We start from the raw sequence: 17,586 nt of genomic DNA on the forward strand, positions 1-17,586 counted from the left end.
CGGCCAGTCGGAAAGCCCGCCGCGCAAGTGGCGGGCTTTTTGTCGCCACTCACAAGGCAATCGATCGCGCCTTTCGATTGGCGGAGCGTTTTATCGTTTAACGGAAACGATGAAACGCGCTATCCCTTTGTCTTGGTAATTCTCAGGGAAAGCGCCCACGCGCTTCTCCCGGGAAAGCTGCTCACACTTTCCTGGAATTGTTCTGGTTAACCACATTCGAATTGCAGGTAAGATTTTAGGGTTTCATTTGTGTTCCCGCTGCAAAATGGCGAACACAGTGGGAGAAATGGCATGCGGGTCGATCTTTCGCCCACGAGCTTGGGCAGGGTCATAGCAGTCACGGTTGTCGGCACGGCGATCTGTATCGCGGCGGCCTTCCTTGTCGATTCCTACAATTTTCCGTCGCTGTCGCCCGAAGCGTTGCGCTGGGCGCAGCTCACCGACCTGTTGCTGCCGCTCGTGCTGAGTGGATCGTTCTTCTCTTTCCTGATGTACAAGATGCGCCAGCTGGCGATCGCCCAGAAGAATCTGAGCATCGTCGCGGCGACCGACAGCCTGACCGCGGTGTTCAACCGCGGCGCGTTTTCGATGCTGGTCGAGGCCTATCTCGAACAGGCGCGCAGCCAGGCCGTCGTCGATGCCGGCGCCCTGCTGATCGTCGACGCCGATCATTTCAAGACCATCAACGATCGATTGGGCCACGATTGCGGCGATCAGGCGCTCAAGCTGATTGCGCAGACGATCAAGGCCCAGCTGCGCGGCGCCGACATCGTCGGTCGCATCGGCGGCGAGGAGTTCGCCATCTTCCTGCCTGGCGCCGACCCGTCGCAGTCCTGGCTGGTTGCCGAGGGGATCCGGCGGCGCATCCGCGAGGTCGAGTTTGCCCCGGATGGACGGCCCTGTCCGCTCTCGGTGAGCATCGGTGGCGTCGCCTTCAGCGGACCCACCACCTATGCCGACATGTTCCTGACGGCCGACCGGCACCTCTACAAGGCCAAGTCCAACGGCCGCGACCAGGTCAGTTTCGAAACGACCGGGCCGCGCAGCCTGCTCGCCGGTGATCCGACGTTGCATTAGGATACTTCGGTCGGCTGCAGACCCGATCAGGCGGATCGCCGCAACGCCGATCTGACATAGCGCAACGGTGCCGTCAGCTTCCACGATGTTGAGTGCAGCAACGCTTCGTTCCTCGCCGCAAGTAGCTGGATCTGCCAGTTTGCCGCTTCGATCTGTTGGTTCACGGCGTCGATTTGATGCCTCAGCGCAGCGGCCTTACTGTTCAAATGCAACCCGCCCCGGTCCACAGCAATTTCGCGCAGTTCCGCTTCCGCCTGCTTGAACAGATCGACATCGGAGACTTCCAGAACCGGAGCGGTCTTCGTCAGGCTGATATAGAACTCGTGCAGGTGCAACTGGCTCGGCTCGTTTTTGTGGAACGCAATCTCGCCAGATTTGATGTATCCGAGGGAGCGAAGTTTCTTGACCAGAAATCGGAACGACACCGGCGTGAACTGCCACGCGTGAGCATCATAATAGGCCCTGTCGACCTGCACGGCTTCGGCCATGTTTTTTGCCTCTTCGCCGCTTTGCAGCAAGGCGACGTCATCAAAGGTCGGCTCGAGCCAGACGACCTGTTGGGCCTTGGTGCAGAAATACGAAACCTGGTCGAACAGGATTCCCGGCGTGTGGCGCTTGCGCTGTTCGGCATAGGCCTGCAACGCCTGCCCCACAGTGGACAGCGGCCGCAACGCGTCAAAGCAAAAGCGCTTGTCGGGCACGGCCAGCACCAGCCGGCCCGCTGGCTTCAGAAGGACCTCGCAGTCCTGGATGAAACGAACGATATCGGTGACATGTTCGATCACATGTGAAGCAAAGATGAAGTCGTAGCGTTGCTCCTGGCCGATGGTCTCGAGCAGGCTGCGACCGTCCGAAACGTAGTCGACCTCTTCGATCTGTGATGCGTTGTCGCGATATTTCTCGCGCAAAGCCGTGGCATTGGCATGATCGACGATCTCGACGTTGAAACCACGGCATTTCGGCAACAGCGGATTGTAGCTCGGTCCGACTTCCAGGCCGAAGCCTTTGGGATCAAACATTGAAAACAAAAGTTCAGTCCTGTTCAGCATGACCCACTCCGACCGCCGGCTTCAATGTGAGTAGTTGAGATTGTAGATCGTGGCCGGGTCGGCGGCCCAGTCGGCGGTTGGAGGTCCGACCTTCCTGGCAAGGCAAGCCGACAAAAGGAATGTGGGGTGTTCGTCAAAGGTCTGTAGCGGCCCGCTCTCCATGTTTGCCGGCACGATCGCCGCCTCCAGGGCATAGCCGGCGTCGAGCACTTCGAAGCCTGTAAATTTGTTGAAGATCGACGACCATGATTCCTTGGAGAACCGGAAGAAATCCCAGGGCACCTCATGCAGGGGCCAGGCTGGATGCGACTGGATGAAGGCCAGGCCGCCGACGTTCAGCACCCGGTTGAGCGCGTGCGCTGCGACCCATGGCATCATCAGATGCTCGAAGACCGATATGGAAAAGGCAAAGTCGAACGTCTCGGTCACGCCTTCCATGGTGTGGGCGTCGGTGACGAAATCGACATTCGGCCCGGCCGAGACGTCGATGCCGAAATATCTGCAGTCGGGAAAGAAGTGCCGGTAGGTGTTGCCGGAACGGGCCCGTGAGCCGATCTCTATCAGCGGCGCGCCTGGCCTGTCGGCCACCGCCTTGCAGAATCTGGCGTGAATTGACGTCGACGTCTCCGCGTGTTTGGGCGAGCGCCTCAGCCGGTTGCCATTGTCGAACCCAACGGAGACATTCTGGTTGGCAATGTTTCTGTCGACCAGGGGAGCGGCGACCCGAAAGCCATCATGGGCCGTTGTTGCCAGGCCTGGGCGGGCAAAGCGCACGCAGACCTGGTTGGGAACCGGCTTGCCATCGTAGAGGATTACCGGGTCGGCGCCCGTGGTCCATCCGGTGGCAATCAGTATACCGTCGAGGAGGGAAAGCCGGTCGACGCAGTCTTCGGTGACTGGCCTCAGGGGTGTCGCCGGGCTGTGGACTGTAGGACGCGGTTTCAGGAACTGGAACATTCGTATCTCACTGCGCGGGGACGGAACTGGCGGCGATTTCAGCAGGTTCGCGATCTGCAGACTGGAAGAAGCGATGAAGCCTGGTCCGGGTCCACAAGGAAAGGTCTGTTTCCAGCAGCCGGTATGTTACGGCTGATATGGCGGCGATCGTCAGAAGGAACGCGCACGCCAACATGAGTATCTGCAGAGTACCCTCTACCGGTGGCGCGTAAACGGCGAAGGGGACAACAACCAGCCATTGCGAGATATACAGCGAGAAAGATGCGTTCCCAACGCTAACCAATGAGTTGGGGACCCATACCGGAGCGCGCTTCTCCATCAGCGCAACGGACATGACGATGCCGCCAAACGCTGCTGCCCAGACGAGACCATGATTGAATTCGCGGATGCTGAAAAATAGTAAATACCCAGTCAGCACGGCAAACGCCGCCAGAAGGCATGCCGCCAGCGGACGTGGCGGGCCGCGCCACTTGGAGCGATAGACAAGACCGGCGAGAACTCCGGCGATGAAGCAACCGCACACCGGGTTCGTCGCCAGCGCGACATAACCCCATAGACCGTCCGTTCGGGCCGATTGGCCGCCAAGCAGCAGAAAGGTCCCCATCGTCCCGAGTAGCAGCGGATAACGCCAGCGACCGAACAGCAGGCTGAAGGCGAAAAGCGCGTAGAAGAAGACCTCGAAAGTAAGCGACCAACCCGGGGCATTGATAGGCGGATTGTTCCATGCCGGCTGAAATGTCAGATCGTTCATCAGCCGTGCTGCCACATCTTGAGGTGCAACTGTCCCTATTATGCAGAAAGCAATCGCCATAGCGACGCTGGTGGCTGCATAGACCGGCCATATCCGCGCGAAGCGGTTGATCAAAAACAGCTTGAAAGCCCGTGGGCCGGTATGATTGCCGGTGCTGACCACCATGATGAAACCGCTTACGACGAAAAATAAATCCACTCCCGAATAGCCGAGCCTGAAGAACCACAGGTTGTGCGGCGCGTGGCAGAACAATACCAGCATTGCCGCCAAGGCCCGAAGACCCTGAATAGACCTTACCCGCTCCCGCATTCCCCACGCCCCCGTGCGTGCTCTATGTTGCTGTTTGAATGACTGCCATGTTGGTGATGATGGTGCCGCGCTGAAACAGGTGAATCGGGATCATCGGCTAGCGCAGCGACCGGGTGAAGAACACGCGCAAGCCGTGGCCGGCCTGGGCCAGCCTGATCGCCGTAAGGATGACGATTTTGGAATTGGTGTTCACAACCAGACGCTCGAGCCAGACCTTTGCTTTGAAACGCCAAGGTATCGATTTGTTGCTGAACACCGCTCGCCCATAGCCGTTGAAGATGGAGACCAACTCTTTCCTGTGTTCGGGAAGATGGTTGTCCTCCTGGACAGCCCACCGGATCGCGTCCTGGACGAATTGCGAATGGAAGCGGGGGATAAGCAAATCTCGAAAATAATAACGTACCATTTTTCGGTCGTCGGGAAACATTTCCTGGAGTTTCTTGAAGTAACGAAACCGGCTGCGCGACATCATCACGGTGTAGGACGTGCTGTTGGGGCGAATGCACCAGACGGTCACTGGCTCATCGACGAAGTAATTGCTGTATCCGCTGCGGAAAATGCGCAGGAAAAGATCGTCGTCCTCATAGCCTATGAACTGAGGGTCGAAACCGCCGACGGCTTCATAGGCGGTTCGCGAGATCAGCGACGCGGAGGGCAGGACGTGCATGTCGAAGCCCACCATCTGCTCAATGTCGCGCTTCGGGTGAGCGCTGTGGCGCTTGACGGTTGCCGTGCGCAGGACATTGCCGGCTCCGTCCGCCTCCATGAGGTCGCCATAGACCCAGCCCAGATGCGGATCGTCAGACGGAATGGCGCGCACCAGCGCCTCGACGTGGGTGTCGCGATAGAAATCATCCTGATCGAGAAAACTGATGTAGTTCGACGTCGACGCGCGAACGCCGGTGTTTCTGGCCGATCCCTGCCCGCCATTGGGCTGGTCGATCACTTTGAAATGCAGCCGTCTGGCAAGCTTGTGCAGAAATGCCGCTTCGGTGGCCGTCGAACCGTCATTGACGACGATGAATTCATCAGGCCGAAGCGTCTGGTTGAGGACGCTTCTGACGGACCTCTCGATGAACGCCGACCCGTTGTAATAGGGGATGACGACCACCACCGTGGGGGCTTTTTTCGAGGCGAGCTTCGAAAATTTGGGGGATACGTGCATCATAGGAACACCGACCTAATATAGCGTAGCGGGGCTGTTACCTTCCACGATGTCGAATGCAGCAAGGCATCGTTCCTGACCGTCAGCAGCTGGATCTGCCGGTTCGCATTTTCGATCTGCTGGCGCGCTGCCTGGGCGTCGCGCTCGAGCGCCTCGACCTGGCTTCTCGTCACCATCTCTTGAGGGCTTACGAAGAGACCGCGAAGTTCCTGCTCCGCCTGCTTGATGAGGTCAACGTCTGAGGTCGTCAGGACAGGCGCACTCTTGGAAAGGGTGATGTAAAACTCGTGCAGGTTCGGTTTCCCTGCAGGGTTGGTGTGAAATTCCATCTCGCCCGACTTAATGTAGCCGAGAGAGCGAAGCTTCTTGACCAGATAGCGAAACGAAGTCGGCGTGAACTGCCAGCCGTGAGCGTCCTGGTAGTTCGGATTTTTCTGTGACTTGTCGAAGTGGTCCTTTGCTGTCTCTTCACTCAGCATCAGGGCGACATCGTCGAGAGTCGGTTCGATCCAGACAGTCTGCTGCGCCTTACAGCAGGCATAGAAGGCTTGGTCGAAGAGAACCGCCGGTGAGTGGCGCTTGCGCTCCTCGAAATAGGACTGCAGCGCCTGCCCGACCGTAGACAACGGCCGCAAGGCGTCGAAGCAGAACCGCTTGTCGGGGACGGCCAGCACCAGCCGTCCATCCGGCTTCAGCAAGGTTTCACAATCCTGGATGAAGCGGACAATATCGGTCACATGTTCGATGACGTGCGAAGCATAGATGAAGTCGTAGCGCTTCTTCTTGCCAATGGTCTCGAGGATGCTGCGTCCGTCCGAAACGTAGTCAACCTCTTCTATCTGCGATGCGTTATCTTTGTACTTCTCGCGCAAGGTGGCGGCGTCGGCATGGTCGATCGTTTCGACGTTGAAGCCACGAGACTTCGGCAACAGCGGATTGTAGCTCGGGCCGACTTCGAGGCCGAAGCCGCTGGCATCGAACATCGACAACAGCAGCTTGGTCCTTTCCGGCATAACCCATTCCGGTCGGGGCGCGGGCTTGGATGGTTCCGACACCACGCCATTCGAAGCTGCCGCGTCGCTTTTCGGGTTCGCCGCAGCTTCGCTGCCATGCGCGGGGTAGGCTTGGCTGTGTTTGATGGACTGGCTTTTCTGCAGTGGCCAGGCGACGGCGCCTCCCGGAAGATCGAACGTCTTGCGGGCCAGCACGAAGGATGAGGCCATACCGTCGAATAGGGGAAACTGATGCATGGCGCCTTCGCGGAAATCCGGATGCACATACATCCTGAGCGGCGTGCACATGCCGACCTTGAGGATCTCGAAACCCATCTCCGGCGAAAACAGGACCTTCAGCGCTTCATCCGAAGCGCGCCAGAAATCGTTTGGCGTTTCATGTATGGGGAAGGCCTGCGGCAAGGAATGCAGCGTCAGCCCGCCGACCTTGAGGACCTTGTTGATCTCGGCCGCCAGCAGCCACGGGCATGCCAGATGCTCCATGACCGCAAACGACATAATTCCATCGATGGAACCGGGCTCAAAATGGTCGCCGAGGAAATGCGCGTCCGCCACCACGTCGACACCTGGCGCTGCGTGGATGTCCACGCCGATAAACTTGCATTCCGGCTTGAACAGTGGCGCCTGCAGCGACGATGCGGGTCCGACGACGCGGGCGCCGATTTCCACGACGGTTCCATTGACCCTCTTCATCTCGTTGATGAAGTCGGCCATGCCGTTGTCGACGGTGGGCAGCGGCGCGTTAAGGGGGTGTTCTGCGGGCAGCGCCGTGATGTCGACCTCGGTCCAGCCCGCAGGCGTCTCGGCTACCAGCCTGACCGGACGAAACGGACTGCACGCCAGATAGACGGCAAACCCGCATTTGGTGGAAGGAAGATGCGGATAGAAGTTCAGCACGTCCGGCCGGTCCTCAAACTCCGTGACCTGCGCCTGAAAATCGCCGCTGCAAAGCGACATCGCCGTGATCGGCTGCTCATGTGCATGCGCCCAACCCTTCAGGAACACGCCATGCCTGTCGCACCACATGTAGTCGATCAGGTGGACGAATTTTCCTCGGGCGAGCGTGCCGCGATGCGGTGCTTCGGCAAACAAAGCACTGGCGTTGGTTGCCGAGGAATCACCTATAGGCGGAAAAAGCCGACCCAGTCGTTCGGCCGTTGTGAACAGAGAGCCAAAATTGGCCTTATTCCAAAGCTGACCTGACCTAAACGTCAATACACCTCGTGTATTCTGCAAGATTCCACCATTCCCTGCGAGGATATACTTGGGATTTCCCTTATTAGTGTTTTCAGCGCACAGATCGCTTGATCGTCCTCCCGATCCCAAGGCACGTTAGCCCTCAAAGCTTGACCGCACAATATGCTCCATGGAGTTATGTACATCATGGATTGACCTACGTGGGGGGAGAGTTTCGTAAAGCAAAAATTGGAAATTGTGCCCAGTTTTTGGTGCAGCGGCGGCCAACATATTTGTTTCCATGTTGCCGGTAAAAACTATCGCTTCTGAGATCGACTTCTCGATAACCGCGATAATGTACAAAAACTTTGGAAAACATCGTTATACAGATGAAATATCGATTTTCGGGGCATCAGCCGCCGTCAGCAATCCGTTCATCTCTTAGCATTAATCTCTGGCGAGCTGATCTTCGGCCCCAACGAGGGCAGGGTGCCTCAAGGCGGTGCCGGTCATAGGAGATGGATTGGCTGGCAGCGCACCGCGTCCATCCTGTCGACCAGATCCTGACCAAATCGGCGTCGTTCCTGCCGGTCTTCGCGCTAGATTTTCGAGCCCCGCCATACTGGTCTTCACAGTGATCTATCAATGGCAGGCGCTGTTCATCCATTCGACACGCGTATCAGGGTCGGACCGTTGAAATGGCTGCTGGCGTCACCGCAATTTCATCACTGGCATCATGCCAATGAGCGCGAAGCCTGGGACAAGAATTTCGCCGGGCAGCTGCCTTTGCTCGACATGCTGGGAGGCACATTGTTCATGCCCGGCAGGATGCCGAGAATACGACACCGATGACCCGGTTCCCTCGCTCTATCATCAGCAGCTTGCCTATCCCTTTGTCGGCGATCAACTCTTTGTCGGCAACACCGAACAGACCGCCCCGCCGGCAAGGCTGCCAGAGGCTCGCCGACGTCTGCCGGCAAGTCCGAGTGATCTTTTTGCTGGGCAGGCCTGGTCCCGGCCGTCTCAGACGGCGTAGCCGCCATAACCGTGTGCGACCGGCTTGACCGAGACGGCCGGCTGGACCGCGGGCCAGAGGATGCCTGCCGTGACCGCAAAGGTGATCAGGGCATCGCGTGCGGCCTCGGTCGAGATTTCTCCGGCGCGCGCCGCCTCGCAAGCCCTCACGGCCGCGCCATAGCTCAGGCGCCGGCGTGACGGCGGAAATTCGGTCAGGAAATCATGCATCTCGAACAGCGAGGCGAGCATGCGTTTGTGGCCGGCGCCAACGCTAACGGCAACCGGGGTGAAGAACATCGCGTCGTGCATTCTGGCCTCTCTGGATGGGCGGAAGGGCGGCGGCCGCCGCCCTCCGATCGCGGGTTGGACGCCAGAAAACGCGGCTGGCGGCCCGAGGTTCCCTGAGAGATGCCATGACAGGACGATTTGCTCTTGAGGTCGCTCCCTGCCGGCATTCGCGGTTGCGGCTATTTCCACATGCCGCGCATGCGGGCGCCGAGGTCGACGCGGACTTCAGGTCTGTGGCGCGGATCGTCCTTGGCGTGGACGCTCGCCCAAGAGGTCTGCTCGAAGGCGCCGAGGATCGAGGCCGGGATGAAACGGGTTCGCGAGGCGTAGACGTGACGGTCGCCGCGCGCTGCCTGGCCGTGGGTGAAGAAGCGCTGCGGCGTCACCAGATGCAGGCCGTCCTTGGCCCGCGTCATCGCGACGTAAAGCAGCCGGCGCTCCTCCTCGATGTCTTCCTTGGTGCCGACGCCGAGATCGGCCGGGATGCAGCCATCGACGGTGTTGAGCACGAAGACGTTCTTCCATTCCTGGCCCTTGGCCGAATGAATGGTCGACAGGATCAGATAGTCCTCGTCGCGGTGCGGCGGCCCGGCCTGGTCGCTGGTCGCATCCGGTGGATCCAGCGTCAGCTCGGTCAGGAAGCGCTCGCGCGAAGCATAGCCTGAACCGATCTGCTCGAGCTGCATGAGGTCGGCCCGCCGCGTCGTCGCATCCTCGTGCATGCGCTCGAGATGCGGCTCGTACCACAGCCTGACCTGTTCGAGATCGGCCGGCCATTTCCCCGACCGGGCGCGCAGGCCGGAATAAAGCGCAACGAAGGCTGGCCAGTCCTCAGCCGCGCGTTGCGGCGGCCGGTAGCGGGCCAGCCCCATTTCCTCGTCGAGCGATGTCGCCATGGTCTCGACGATGGTGCTCGCCGCCGAAGGGCCGATGCCGGGCAGCAGCTGCAGCACGCGGAAGCCGGCGACGCGGTCGCGCGGGTTCTCGGCAAAACGCAGCACCGAAAGCACGTCCTTGACATGGGCGGCGTCGAGGAATTTGAGCCCGCCGAACTTGACGAAGGGGATGTTGCGGCGCGTCAGTTCGATCTCCAGCGGGCCGCTGTGGTGCGAGGCGCGAAACAGCACCGCCTGCGATTTCAGCACCGTGCCGGCCTCGCGCTCGGCAAGGATGGCCTGGCAGACATAGTTCGCCTGCTCCGCCTCGTCGCGCACGCTGACCAGTTTCGGTTTTTGCGAGGATTTGCGCTCCGACCAGAGGTTCTTGGTGAAACGCTCCGATGCCTCCGAGATGACCGCATTGGCTGCCGCCAAAATGGTCTCGGTCGAGCGGTAGTTGCGCTCCAGCATGATGACATCGGCGGCTCGCGCGAATTGTTGCGGGAAATCGAGGATGTTGCGCACTTCCGCGGCGCGAAACGAATAGATCGACTGCGCGTCGTCGCCCACCACCGTCAGTCCGGCGCCATCCGGCTTCAGCGCCGAAAGGATCGAGGCCTGCAGCCGGTTGGTGTCCTGGTATTCGTCGACCAGCACATGGTCGAAGCGCGAGCCCAGATGCACCGCGATCTCCGGCTCGGCGGCCATCTGCGCCCAGTAGAGCAGGAGGTCGTCGTAATCGAGCACGTTCTGCGCCTGCTTGGCCTCGACATATCGGGCGAACAGAACCTTCAGTTGTTCGGCCCAGCCGGCACACCACGGAAAGGCCGAACCCAGCACCTCGCCAAGCGGCGCCTGCGCGTTGACAGCGCGCGAATAGATCGCCAGGCAGGTGCCCTTCGTCGGAAACCGGCTTTCGGTCTTCGAGAATCCAAGCTCATGCCGGGCAAGATTCATCAGGTCGGCGGAATCCTCGCGGTCATGGATGGTAAAGGCGGGGTCGAGGCCGATCGTCAGCGCATAGTCGCGCAGCAGCCTGGCGCCGATGCCGTGAAACGTACCGGCCCAGCTCAGCGCGTCGGCGATGACGGACGCGTCTCGGCCCAGCACCTCGCCGGCGATGCGTTCGACCCGCCTGGCCATTTCGGTGGCGGCGCGGCGCGAGAATGTCATAAGCAGAATGCGTCTGGGATCAGCGCCCTTGACGATCAGATGCGCGACCCGGTGGGCGAGCGTGTTGGTCTTGCCGGAGCCGGCCCCGGCGATCACCAGCAGCGGCCCGGCGATCTGGCCGTCGCCATGTTCGACAGCGAGCCGCTGCTCGGCGTTGAGCTTCGCCAGACAGGCGGGCCGCAAGGACGAATCATTGATGGCGATGGTCATCGCCTATCAAGCATCGTTTCCGCTTTGTTCGCAACGGGCGGAAGTCGCCCTTACCGCCGTGGCGCGACACCCGTTGCCGCCGACTGGCGCCGCAAGGCGGCGCGTTCGTCGCCAGGCACCGGCAACGGATCGAAATTGTCAGGCACGTCCTTGATGATCTCCTTGGCGATGCGATAGGTCGCGTAAGCGAAAAGGCCGGTAATGAGCAGACGGATCATGGCGCGATCTCCTTTGGGCAACCAACCTCAGAGCCGCCGTTTGGTTCCAGCCGACGCGGTGTCGTTTGCGAGCGTGCAACCAAAGCTGAACCCTCTCGTTGCCTTCACGAGGGGAGGGCAAACGAAGGAGGTTGCCATGAAGAAGCTCCCTGTTCTGTTGGCCGTCGGCTTGGCGCTCGCCGCCTGCGACAACAATATCCAGCCGACCAAAGCACCCTTGCTCGACCATGCCCCGCAGTCGGATTCGGCGCCAAAGCCGGCGGCCGGCGGCGATCAGCCCGCGCAATGATCGTTTTAGCGGGACGACAAGGCTGAAGGTAGCCTTCGGGAGAAGAAGGCCGGCGCCGCTTGGGAGGTGAGCTGATAGCGCCGGCCAGGCGGATATCAGGTCCGCCGCAACAACCGAAGATAGCTGAGTCTCTCGCCTGCGTCATGAGGTGGCAGTTTTCGTGCTGGTTCTGCTCGTGCCGTCTGCGCAAAACCAGCAGAAAAGGCCACAAATCCCGCAAGGCCGCGGAAAGAATCCGACCTCAGGCAATGGCCTTGCGCAGCACCGGGCCGCTGGCAATCCCGGCGTCCAGCTGGCACTGCGTCAGCGCCGCCTCGGCCATGATCCACTGTTTGAACAGTTCCACCTTGCGCGTGTAGGGCGCGGTGACCGGGCAGACGAAATACCAGCCGGCGGTGTTGGGGTGATGCACGGCAAACGGCGCCACCAGTCTCTCTGCGCGGATCTCGCTCGCCATATAGGCGCGGTTGGCGACTGCAAAGCCCATGCCGGCATTGGCCGCCTCATAGGACATCATGCAGGAATCGAAATAGATGCTCTTGGTCTCGCCGAGCACGGAACTCGCGCCGGCAAAACCCAGCCACGACTGCCAGTTCTGCGTGCAGGTGTCGGAATGCAGCAGCGTGAAATGCCTGAGGTCGTCGGGCGTCACCTTTGACGGCGGCCTATCGCCGAGAACCTCGTGGAACAGCTTCCTGCTGCACACCGGCGTCAAATCCTCCTTGAACAGCAGGTCCGCTTTGAGGTCGGGAAAGCTGCCGTCGCCATAGCGGATCTCAAGGTCGAACTCGGAGGTGGCGAACTCATTGGTGGCGTAGGAGGTCGAGACGCGCATCTCGATTTCGGGATATTGCCGCTGGAACAGCGGCAGGCGGGCAAACAGCCAGCGCGCCGCGAACGTCGGCAGCACCGAAATCTTCAGCACATGCGCCTGCGACTGTCCGGTCGCCTCCATGCTGGCCGCCACGATGCGCTCCAGCGCCTCGCGAACGCGCGACACATAGGTCTCGCCTTCGGGTGTCAGCGACACCGCATTGCCACCGCGCTGGAAGATCTTGAAGCGCAGCTGGTCCTCGAGGCTTTTAACGCGCTGGCTGACGGCGGAGGCAGTAATAAACTGCTCTTCGCCGGCGCGCGTGAAGTTACGGTGCCGGGCGGCACTTTCGACAATCTTCAGCGAATTGAGGTTGACCTGACTGAGCAGACGCACGCGTTTCGACCTTAAGCTGGGCTTACACTAGCACCAGCATTCCTAATTTTACAGGGGTGGGGAAATTAATCGACAGTTTACCAAGTGATGCCCCCATCCTGGAGAAGTAGAATGAACGCCCATACCATACCTGAACTGCGCTACGCGATGAGCCGAGAAGCCATTATCGGCCATGAGACGGCCTGGAAAGTGTCGGGTTTCGGCGTTGCGCAGTATCTGCATGGCTACGACCCGGCGCTGCTGGCGGCGATCGAAGAGGCGGCGTTGAAGCTCAAGGCCAGCCACGCCGTGCACAAGCACCTCGACCTTACCTTCATCACCGGCGCCGACCGTTTTATCCCGGAGATCAAGGAGTTGCTGCATGACAAGCTGCGCCTGGAACGTCTGTCCGACATGATGGGCACCAAGCTCGAGCCCTATCCGCTGTCGATCGTCGGCTCGACCGTCACTTTCATGAATCCCAAGGACGGCGCCGTCGATTGGCATTGCGACGGTGTCCCGGTCACCGAACTCATTCCGCTGTCGATCAGCAATCCGCTGGTCGGCGGCCATCTCGAAATCTACTGCGACGATTCCGAGACCGGCCGCGCCATCCTTGAATCCGGCCGCGAGATTCCGCGCAACCAGGTCATGCGCATCGACCACAAGATGAACTACGCCACGCTCGGCCAGTTTCTCGGCGTCCTGCACCGCACCGCGCCGATCCAGCTCGGCTCGCGCGTCACGCTGGTCCTCAACCAGCGCTCGGTGGCCAAGCCTTATGTCGACGACAATCGCATGTTCTATCTCGCAGCCGACAATGATCAAGATCGCGAATGGGTCAACGAGCTCGCCGAAGACGTCTGGACGAACCAGCTGCCGGCCTATCGCCGCTTCGAGGAAGAACGTCCGGTTACGGCGGCGGCCGATGCGCCGGTCCCGGGCGGGTGAAGGGAATCCTGGTAGCCAGAGCATAGAAGTGGACGCCGGTTTGGCCGTCGGTAACATCATGGTCGGCGATAATGACAAGGCACCGTCTCGGCGATTCCGGGATGGATCGGGCTCGCCATCGGCCCTGGTCTTCGCCGCCGGCGCGGTCGCCCTGTGGTCGACCAACGCGCTGGTCGGCAAATCGCTGCTGGCCAGCCATCCGGTGTCGCTGGTGCAGTTGCTGCAATTTTGTGGAGCGGCTCTGGTGTTCGCCGTCATCCATCTGGCGAGCCGGAAGAGGGGCCTGCAAGACGCAGCCTTTTCCAAGGGTGCTGACGGCACCCTGGCGCCGGTCGCGGTCGGCTTTATTGGCCTGGTCGGCACCATGGTGCTGCAATACATCGCCTTTGCGTCCATGCCGGTGATCGAGGCCAATCTCGTCGCCTACACCTGGCCGCTGATGGTCGCGGCGGCGGTCATCGTGCTGGGCAAGCGGCAACGCCCCGTGCTGCTGGGGTTGACTGCCGTGCTCGGCTTTGTCGGCGTGGCGCTGGTGATCTCGGGTGGTCGCGGCCAGCCTTTTCTCCAAGGCAGCATCGTCGGCTATCTCGCTGCCTTCGGCTCGGCGCTGTGCATGGCCTTCTATTCGATTGCGGTCGCCCGCCTGGCCACACCGTCGGAGCGTTTGCTTTTGCCTTCGGCGTTGGTCGGCGTCGGCCTGACCTTGCTGTGGTGTATTCACGACGGCGCTGCCTGGCCATCCAGTGAGCACCTCCTGCTTGGCCTCTATCTCGGTGCCGGCCCGATGGGGCTGGGATATTATTTCTGGTCGCGCGCCTTGAAGCTTGAAGGCGGCGGCAAGGTTGCGGTCATCGCCTATCTGACGCCGATCGCATCGACGCTGCTGCTGACACTTTCGGGCGAAAGGCTGACGCTTACCGCGATAGCCGGTGCGGTCCTCGTCATCGGCAGCTGTATTGCGGTGGGCATAGAACGCTCGGAGGCTGAACATGCTTGACGACGATGAACGCCTCGCCAGACAGGAAGCATTCTGGCTGCTCAAGGAGTTCGGCGCCGAGGCGCCGCTCTACGCCGCCATGAAGGCCGAAAAGGCGATAGAGCAAAAAGATTTCGGCCGGTGCGCCCGCTGGAAGCGCATTCTGGACATACTGGCCGACTCTAAACCTGCGGCGTCCGTGCAGTTGAAATCTGCTGGCGCGAAGTCGGCCGTTTCCAAGTATTAGATTTTCTAATTTGCAACGTTGCAACCTGTTGTGGAAACATCCTCCTGTTCCGATTCTTGATCGTTTATTGAGACTTTAGCGACCCGTTGGGGGGTGCAGCTAGGTCGATACATCAAGAGAAGTCTTAAAAAAAGCCGGCAACTTCATGACCGGCGGGAGAAACAGAATTGCACACCATCGACAGCAAGACCGCTATTGAACTGACTGCTGACATCGTCTCGGCCTATGTCGGCAACAATCCTCTCCCTGCGTCTGGCCTGCCGGATCTGATCGCCAGCGTCAGCGCATCGGTGCGCAAGCTGGGCAGCATTGCCGCCGTGGAAAGCCCCGCGCTGAACCCCGCTGTCAATCCGAAGCGGTCGGTGTTTCCCGATCACATCGTCTGTCTTGAGGACGGCAAGAAATTCAAGTCGCTGAAGCGCCACCTGATGACCGACCATGGTCTGAGCCCGGAGGAATATCGTGGCAAATGGGGCTTGCCGTCGGACTATCCGATGGTGGCGCCGAACTACTCCGCGACCCGTTCGGCACTGGCCAAGTCCTCGGGCCTCGGCCGCAAGCCGGCCGTTCCGGCCGCCGCGGCCAAGGTGACGAAGCGCAAACCCAAAGCCTGAACCAGGCAGCCTCTTAAAGTCGGTCTGCAGTTAGCAGTGATGGACGGCGCGCTTTGGGCGCGCCGTCTTCATGCCTTATGCCCCCGCCAGCGCCCAGGCCCTTGCGAAGCGCCGCCCTCCCGTGCAAAAGCCCCGGCATGCTTATCATCAACGATCTTTCGCTCCGCATGGCCGGACGCTTGCTTCTCGATCATGCCTCGCTGACCTTGCCGGCCGGCACCAAGGCCGGCCTCGTCGGCCGCAACGGCACCGGCAAGACGACGCTGTTCAAGGCCATCACCGGCGACTTTCCCTCCGAGACCGGCTCGATAAGCCTGCCCAAGAACACCCGCATCGGCCAGGTGGCGCAGGAAGCGCCCGGCACCGAGGAGCCGCTGATCGAGATCGTGCTCAAGGCCGACCTCGAGCGCACCGCATTGCTCGAGGAGGAAAAGACCGCCACCGACGCGCACCGCATTGCCGACATCCATATGCGGCTGGCGGATATCGATGCGCATTCGGCGGAATCTCGCGCGGCCACCATCCTCGCTGGCCTTGGCTTCGACGACGCCGCGCAGCGCCGCCCGGCCTCGTCCTTCTCCGGCGGCTGGCGCATGCGTGTGGCGCTCGCCGCGGTGCTGTTTGCCGAGCCCGACCTTCTGCTGCTCGACGAGCCGACCAACTATCTCGATCTCGAAGGCACGCTTTGGTTGGAAAACTACGTGTCGAAATATCCGCACACGGTGCTTCTGATCTCGCACGATCGCGACCTGCTCAACCGCGCCGTCAATTCCATCGTTCATCTCGACCAGAAGAAGCTGACCTTCTGGCGCGGCGGCTACGACCAGTTCGAGCGCCAGTACACCGAGCAGAAGGAGTTGCAGGAGAAGGGCCGCGTCAAGCAGGAAGCCGCGCGCAAACACATGGAGTCCTTCGTCGAACGCTTCCGCGCCAAGGCTTCGAAGGCGAGACAGGCGCAGTCGCGCATCAAGGCGCTGGAGAAGATGAAGCCGATTGCCGCGATCGTGAACGACACGGTGAGGCCGTTCTCTTTCCCCGAACCGGTGAAAACGGTGGCGTCGCCGATCATTGCCTTGAACAACGTCAATGTCGGCTACACCGAGGGCCAGCCGATCCTGAAGAAGATGACGTTGCGCATCGATGCCGACGATCGCATCGCGCTGCTCGGCGCCAACGGCAACGGCAAGTCGACCTTCGCCAAGCTTCTCTCGGGCCGGCTGAAGCAGGAAACCGGCACCATGACGGTGGCGCCGGGCCTGAAGGTGGCGATCTTCGCGCAGCATCAGCTCGACGATCTCAGGCCTGATGAAAACGCCTACGAGCATGTCCGCCGGCTGATGCCGGAGGCGCCGGAATCCAAGGTACGTGGCCGCGTCGCCCAGTTCGGTCTCACCACCGAGAAGATGAACACCGCCGCCAAGGACCTGTCCGGCGGCGAGAAGGCGCGCCTGCTGATGGGCCTGTCGGCCTTTGAGGGGCCAAACTTGTTCATCCTCGACGAACCGACCAACCATTTGGACATCGACAGCCGCGAGTCCCTGATCCATGCGCTGAACGAGTTTCCCGGCGCCGTCATCCTCATCTCGCATGACCGCCATCTGCTGGAAGCGACCGCCGACCGGCTGTGGCTGGTCAAGGACGGGGCGGTCAACCCGTATGACGGCGACCTTGAGGACTACAAGACGCTGGTCACCGGCGTGTCCGGCGACCGACGCGGCAAGCGCGAGGCCGAGAAGGCATCCAAGGCCGATCGCCGCCGCGATGCCGCGGCGCGCCGCGCCGCCTTCGAGCCGCTGGCAAAGGAAATCCGCGCCACCGAAGCGCTGATGGACCGCATCCGCAAGCGCATCGACCTGATCGAGGATGAACTCGCCAATCCGGCGGTATACGAGAAGGATCCATCGACGGCGACCCGGCTGGCCAAGGAGCGCTCGCAACTGGCACAGCAGCTTGCCGGTCACGAGGAAAAGTGGCTGACCATGTCGGCCGAGTACGAGGAAGGCACGGCGGAGTGATTTACCCTCCCCCTTGTGGGGAGG

The 17,586-nt window shown here is 60.9% G+C and carries 16 protein-coding genes; 7 read left to right on the forward strand and 9 right to left on the reverse strand.

Annotated features, from left to right (window positions below; translation table 11 throughout):
• Window positions 1-291: 291 nt before the first annotated feature.
• Window positions 292-1,077, forward strand: a complete 786-nt coding sequence (locus NLY37_RS03340) for a GGDEF domain-containing protein (RefSeq protein WP_023742336.1) — start codon at window positions 292-294, stop codon at window positions 1,075-1,077.
• Window positions 1,078-1,103: 26 nt separating this feature from the next.
• Here the strand turns inward: NLY37_RS03340 and NLY37_RS03345 are convergent, their stop codons facing one another.
• From NLY37_RS03345 to NLY37_RS03380, 8 genes are all read right to left on the reverse strand, one after another.
• Window positions 1,104-2,126, reverse strand: a complete 1,023-nt coding sequence (locus NLY37_RS03345) for a class I SAM-dependent methyltransferase (protein ID WP_023742337.1) — start codon at window positions 2,124-2,126, stop codon at window positions 1,104-1,106.
• Between the two features lie 21 nt (window positions 2,127-2,147).
• Window positions 2,148-3,083 (reverse strand): class I SAM-dependent methyltransferase, encoded by a 936-nt coding sequence (locus tag NLY37_RS03350; RefSeq protein WP_050586865.1) that lies wholly within the window; start codon window positions 3,081-3,083, stop codon window positions 2,148-2,150.
• Window positions 3,084-3,090: 7 nt separating this feature from the next.
• Window positions 3,091-4,143 (reverse strand): acyltransferase family protein, encoded by a 1,053-nt coding sequence (locus NLY37_RS03355; protein WP_023715088.1) that lies wholly within the window; start codon window positions 4,141-4,143, stop codon window positions 3,091-3,093.
• A gap of 97 nt (window positions 4,144-4,240) precedes the next feature.
• On the reverse strand, window positions 4,241-5,311 hold the full coding sequence (locus NLY37_RS03360) for a glycosyltransferase family 2 protein (RefSeq protein ID WP_023684740.1): 1,071 nt from the start codon (window positions 5,309-5,311) through the stop codon (window positions 4,241-4,243).
• A complete protein-coding gene (locus NLY37_RS03365) occupies window positions 5,308-7,647 on the reverse strand; it encodes a class I SAM-dependent methyltransferase (RefSeq protein ID WP_156933959.1) in 2,340 nt (779 codons plus the stop codon). Before NLY37_RS03365 ends, NLY37_RS03360 begins: the two co-directional genes overlap by 4 nt.
• An 873-nt stretch (window positions 7,648-8,520) precedes the next feature.
• Entirely contained in the window at window positions 8,521-8,823 is a 303-nt protein-coding gene (locus NLY37_RS03370; protein ID WP_023670262.1) for a DUF982 domain-containing protein, read from the reverse strand.
• Window positions 8,824-8,981: 158 nt separating this feature from the next.
• Entirely contained in the window at window positions 8,982-11,063 is a 2,082-nt protein-coding gene (locus NLY37_RS03375; protein WP_023742340.1) for an ATP-dependent helicase, read from the reverse strand.
• Between the two features lie 50 nt (window positions 11,064-11,113).
• Window positions 11,114-11,281, reverse strand: coding sequence for a hypothetical protein (locus NLY37_RS03380; protein ID WP_023684745.1), 168 nt, complete (start codon window positions 11,279-11,281; stop codon window positions 11,114-11,116).
• A gap of 136 nt (window positions 11,282-11,417) precedes the next feature.
• Here NLY37_RS03380 and NLY37_RS03385 point away from each other — a divergent pair, with 136 nt between their 5' ends.
• Complete coding sequence (locus tag NLY37_RS03385) at window positions 11,418-11,570, forward strand: hypothetical protein (protein WP_023684746.1); 153 nt, start codon at window positions 11,418-11,420, stop codon at window positions 11,568-11,570.
• Window positions 11,571-11,811: 241 nt separating this feature from the next.
• Here NLY37_RS03385 and NLY37_RS03390 read toward each other — a convergent pair whose 3' ends face one another.
• A complete protein-coding gene (locus tag NLY37_RS03390; protein WP_023705327.1) occupies window positions 11,812-12,780 on the reverse strand; it encodes a LysR substrate-binding domain-containing protein in 969 nt (322 codons plus the stop codon).
• Window positions 12,781-12,891: 111 nt separating this feature from the next.
• On the opposite strand from NLY37_RS03390, the gene NLY37_RS03395 reads away from it, so the two are divergent.
• From NLY37_RS03395 to NLY37_RS03415, 5 genes are all read left to right on the forward strand, one after another.
• Window positions 12,892-13,710, forward strand: coding sequence for a hypothetical protein (locus tag NLY37_RS03395; RefSeq protein WP_031193522.1), 819 nt, complete (start codon window positions 12,892-12,894; stop codon window positions 13,708-13,710).
• A gap of 28 nt (window positions 13,711-13,738) precedes the next feature.
• On the forward strand, window positions 13,739-14,707 hold the full coding sequence (locus tag NLY37_RS03400; RefSeq protein ID WP_245262692.1) for a DMT family transporter: 969 nt from the start codon (window positions 13,739-13,741) through the stop codon (window positions 14,705-14,707).
• Window positions 14,700-14,933, forward strand: a complete 234-nt coding sequence (locus tag NLY37_RS03405) for a hypothetical protein (RefSeq protein ID WP_023684750.1) — start codon at window positions 14,700-14,702, stop codon at window positions 14,931-14,933. The genes NLY37_RS03400 and NLY37_RS03405 overlap by 8 nt, the downstream gene beginning before the upstream one ends.
• 167 nt (window positions 14,934-15,100) lie before the next feature.
• Window positions 15,101-15,547 carry a Ros/MucR family transcriptional regulator gene (locus NLY37_RS03410; RefSeq protein ID WP_023670270.1) on the forward strand — a complete coding sequence of 149 codons (447 nt, stop codon included), beginning with the start codon at window positions 15,101-15,103 and terminating at the stop codon, window positions 15,545-15,547.
• A gap of 137 nt (window positions 15,548-15,684) precedes the next feature.
• Entirely contained in the window at window positions 15,685-17,562 is a 1,878-nt protein-coding gene (locus NLY37_RS03415) for an ABC-F family ATP-binding cassette domain-containing protein (protein WP_023689073.1), read from the forward strand.
• Window positions 17,563-17,586: the final 24 nt, after the last annotated feature.

The organism is Mesorhizobium sp. C395A (assembly GCF_030323205.1).
In the GTDB taxonomy this organism is placed as follows: domain Bacteria; phylum Pseudomonadota; class Alphaproteobacteria; order Rhizobiales; family Rhizobiaceae; genus Mesorhizobium.

Bases quoted from the DNA above. Each gene is read 5' to 3' on its own strand.
- NLY37_RS03350 (WP_050586865.1), bottom strand. From the start codon at position 3,083: ATGTTCCAGTTCCTGAAACCGCGTCCTACAGTCCACAGCCCGGCGACA.
- NLY37_RS03355 (WP_023715088.1), bottom strand. From the start codon at position 4,143: ATGCGGGAGCGGGTAAGGTCTATTCAGGGTCTTCGGGCCTTGGCGGCA.
- NLY37_RS03375 (WP_023742340.1), bottom strand. From the start codon at position 11,063: ATGACCATCGCCATCAATGATTCGTCCTTGCGGCCCGCCTGTCTGGCG.
- NLY37_RS03385 (WP_023684746.1), top strand. From the start codon at position 11,418: ATGAAGAAGCTCCCTGTTCTGTTGGCCGTCGGCTTGGCGCTCGCCGCC.
- NLY37_RS03380 (WP_023684745.1), bottom strand. From the start codon at position 11,281: ATGATCCGTCTGCTCATTACCGGCCTTTTCGCTTACGCGACCTATCGC.
- NLY37_RS03340 (WP_023742336.1), top strand. From the start codon at position 292: ATGCGGGTCGATCTTTCGCCCACGAGCTTGGGCAGGGTCATAGCAGTC.
- NLY37_RS03370 (WP_023670262.1), bottom strand. From the start codon at position 8,823: ATGCACGACGCGATGTTCTTCACCCCGGTTGCCGTTAGCGTTGGCGCC.
- NLY37_RS03345 (WP_023742337.1), bottom strand. From the start codon at position 2,126: ATGCTGAACAGGACTGAACTTTTGTTTTCAATGTTTGATCCCAAAGGC.
- NLY37_RS03395 (WP_031193522.1), top strand. From the start codon at position 12,892: ATGAACGCCCATACCATACCTGAACTGCGCTACGCGATGAGCCGAGAA.
- NLY37_RS03360 (WP_023684740.1), bottom strand. From the start codon at position 5,311: ATGATGCACGTATCCCCCAAATTTTCGAAGCTCGCCTCGAAAAAAGCC.
- NLY37_RS03405 (WP_023684750.1), top strand. From the start codon at position 14,700: ATGCTTGACGACGATGAACGCCTCGCCAGACAGGAAGCATTCTGGCTG.
- NLY37_RS03415 (WP_023689073.1), top strand. From the start codon at position 15,685: ATGCTTATCATCAACGATCTTTCGCTCCGCATGGCCGGACGCTTGCTT.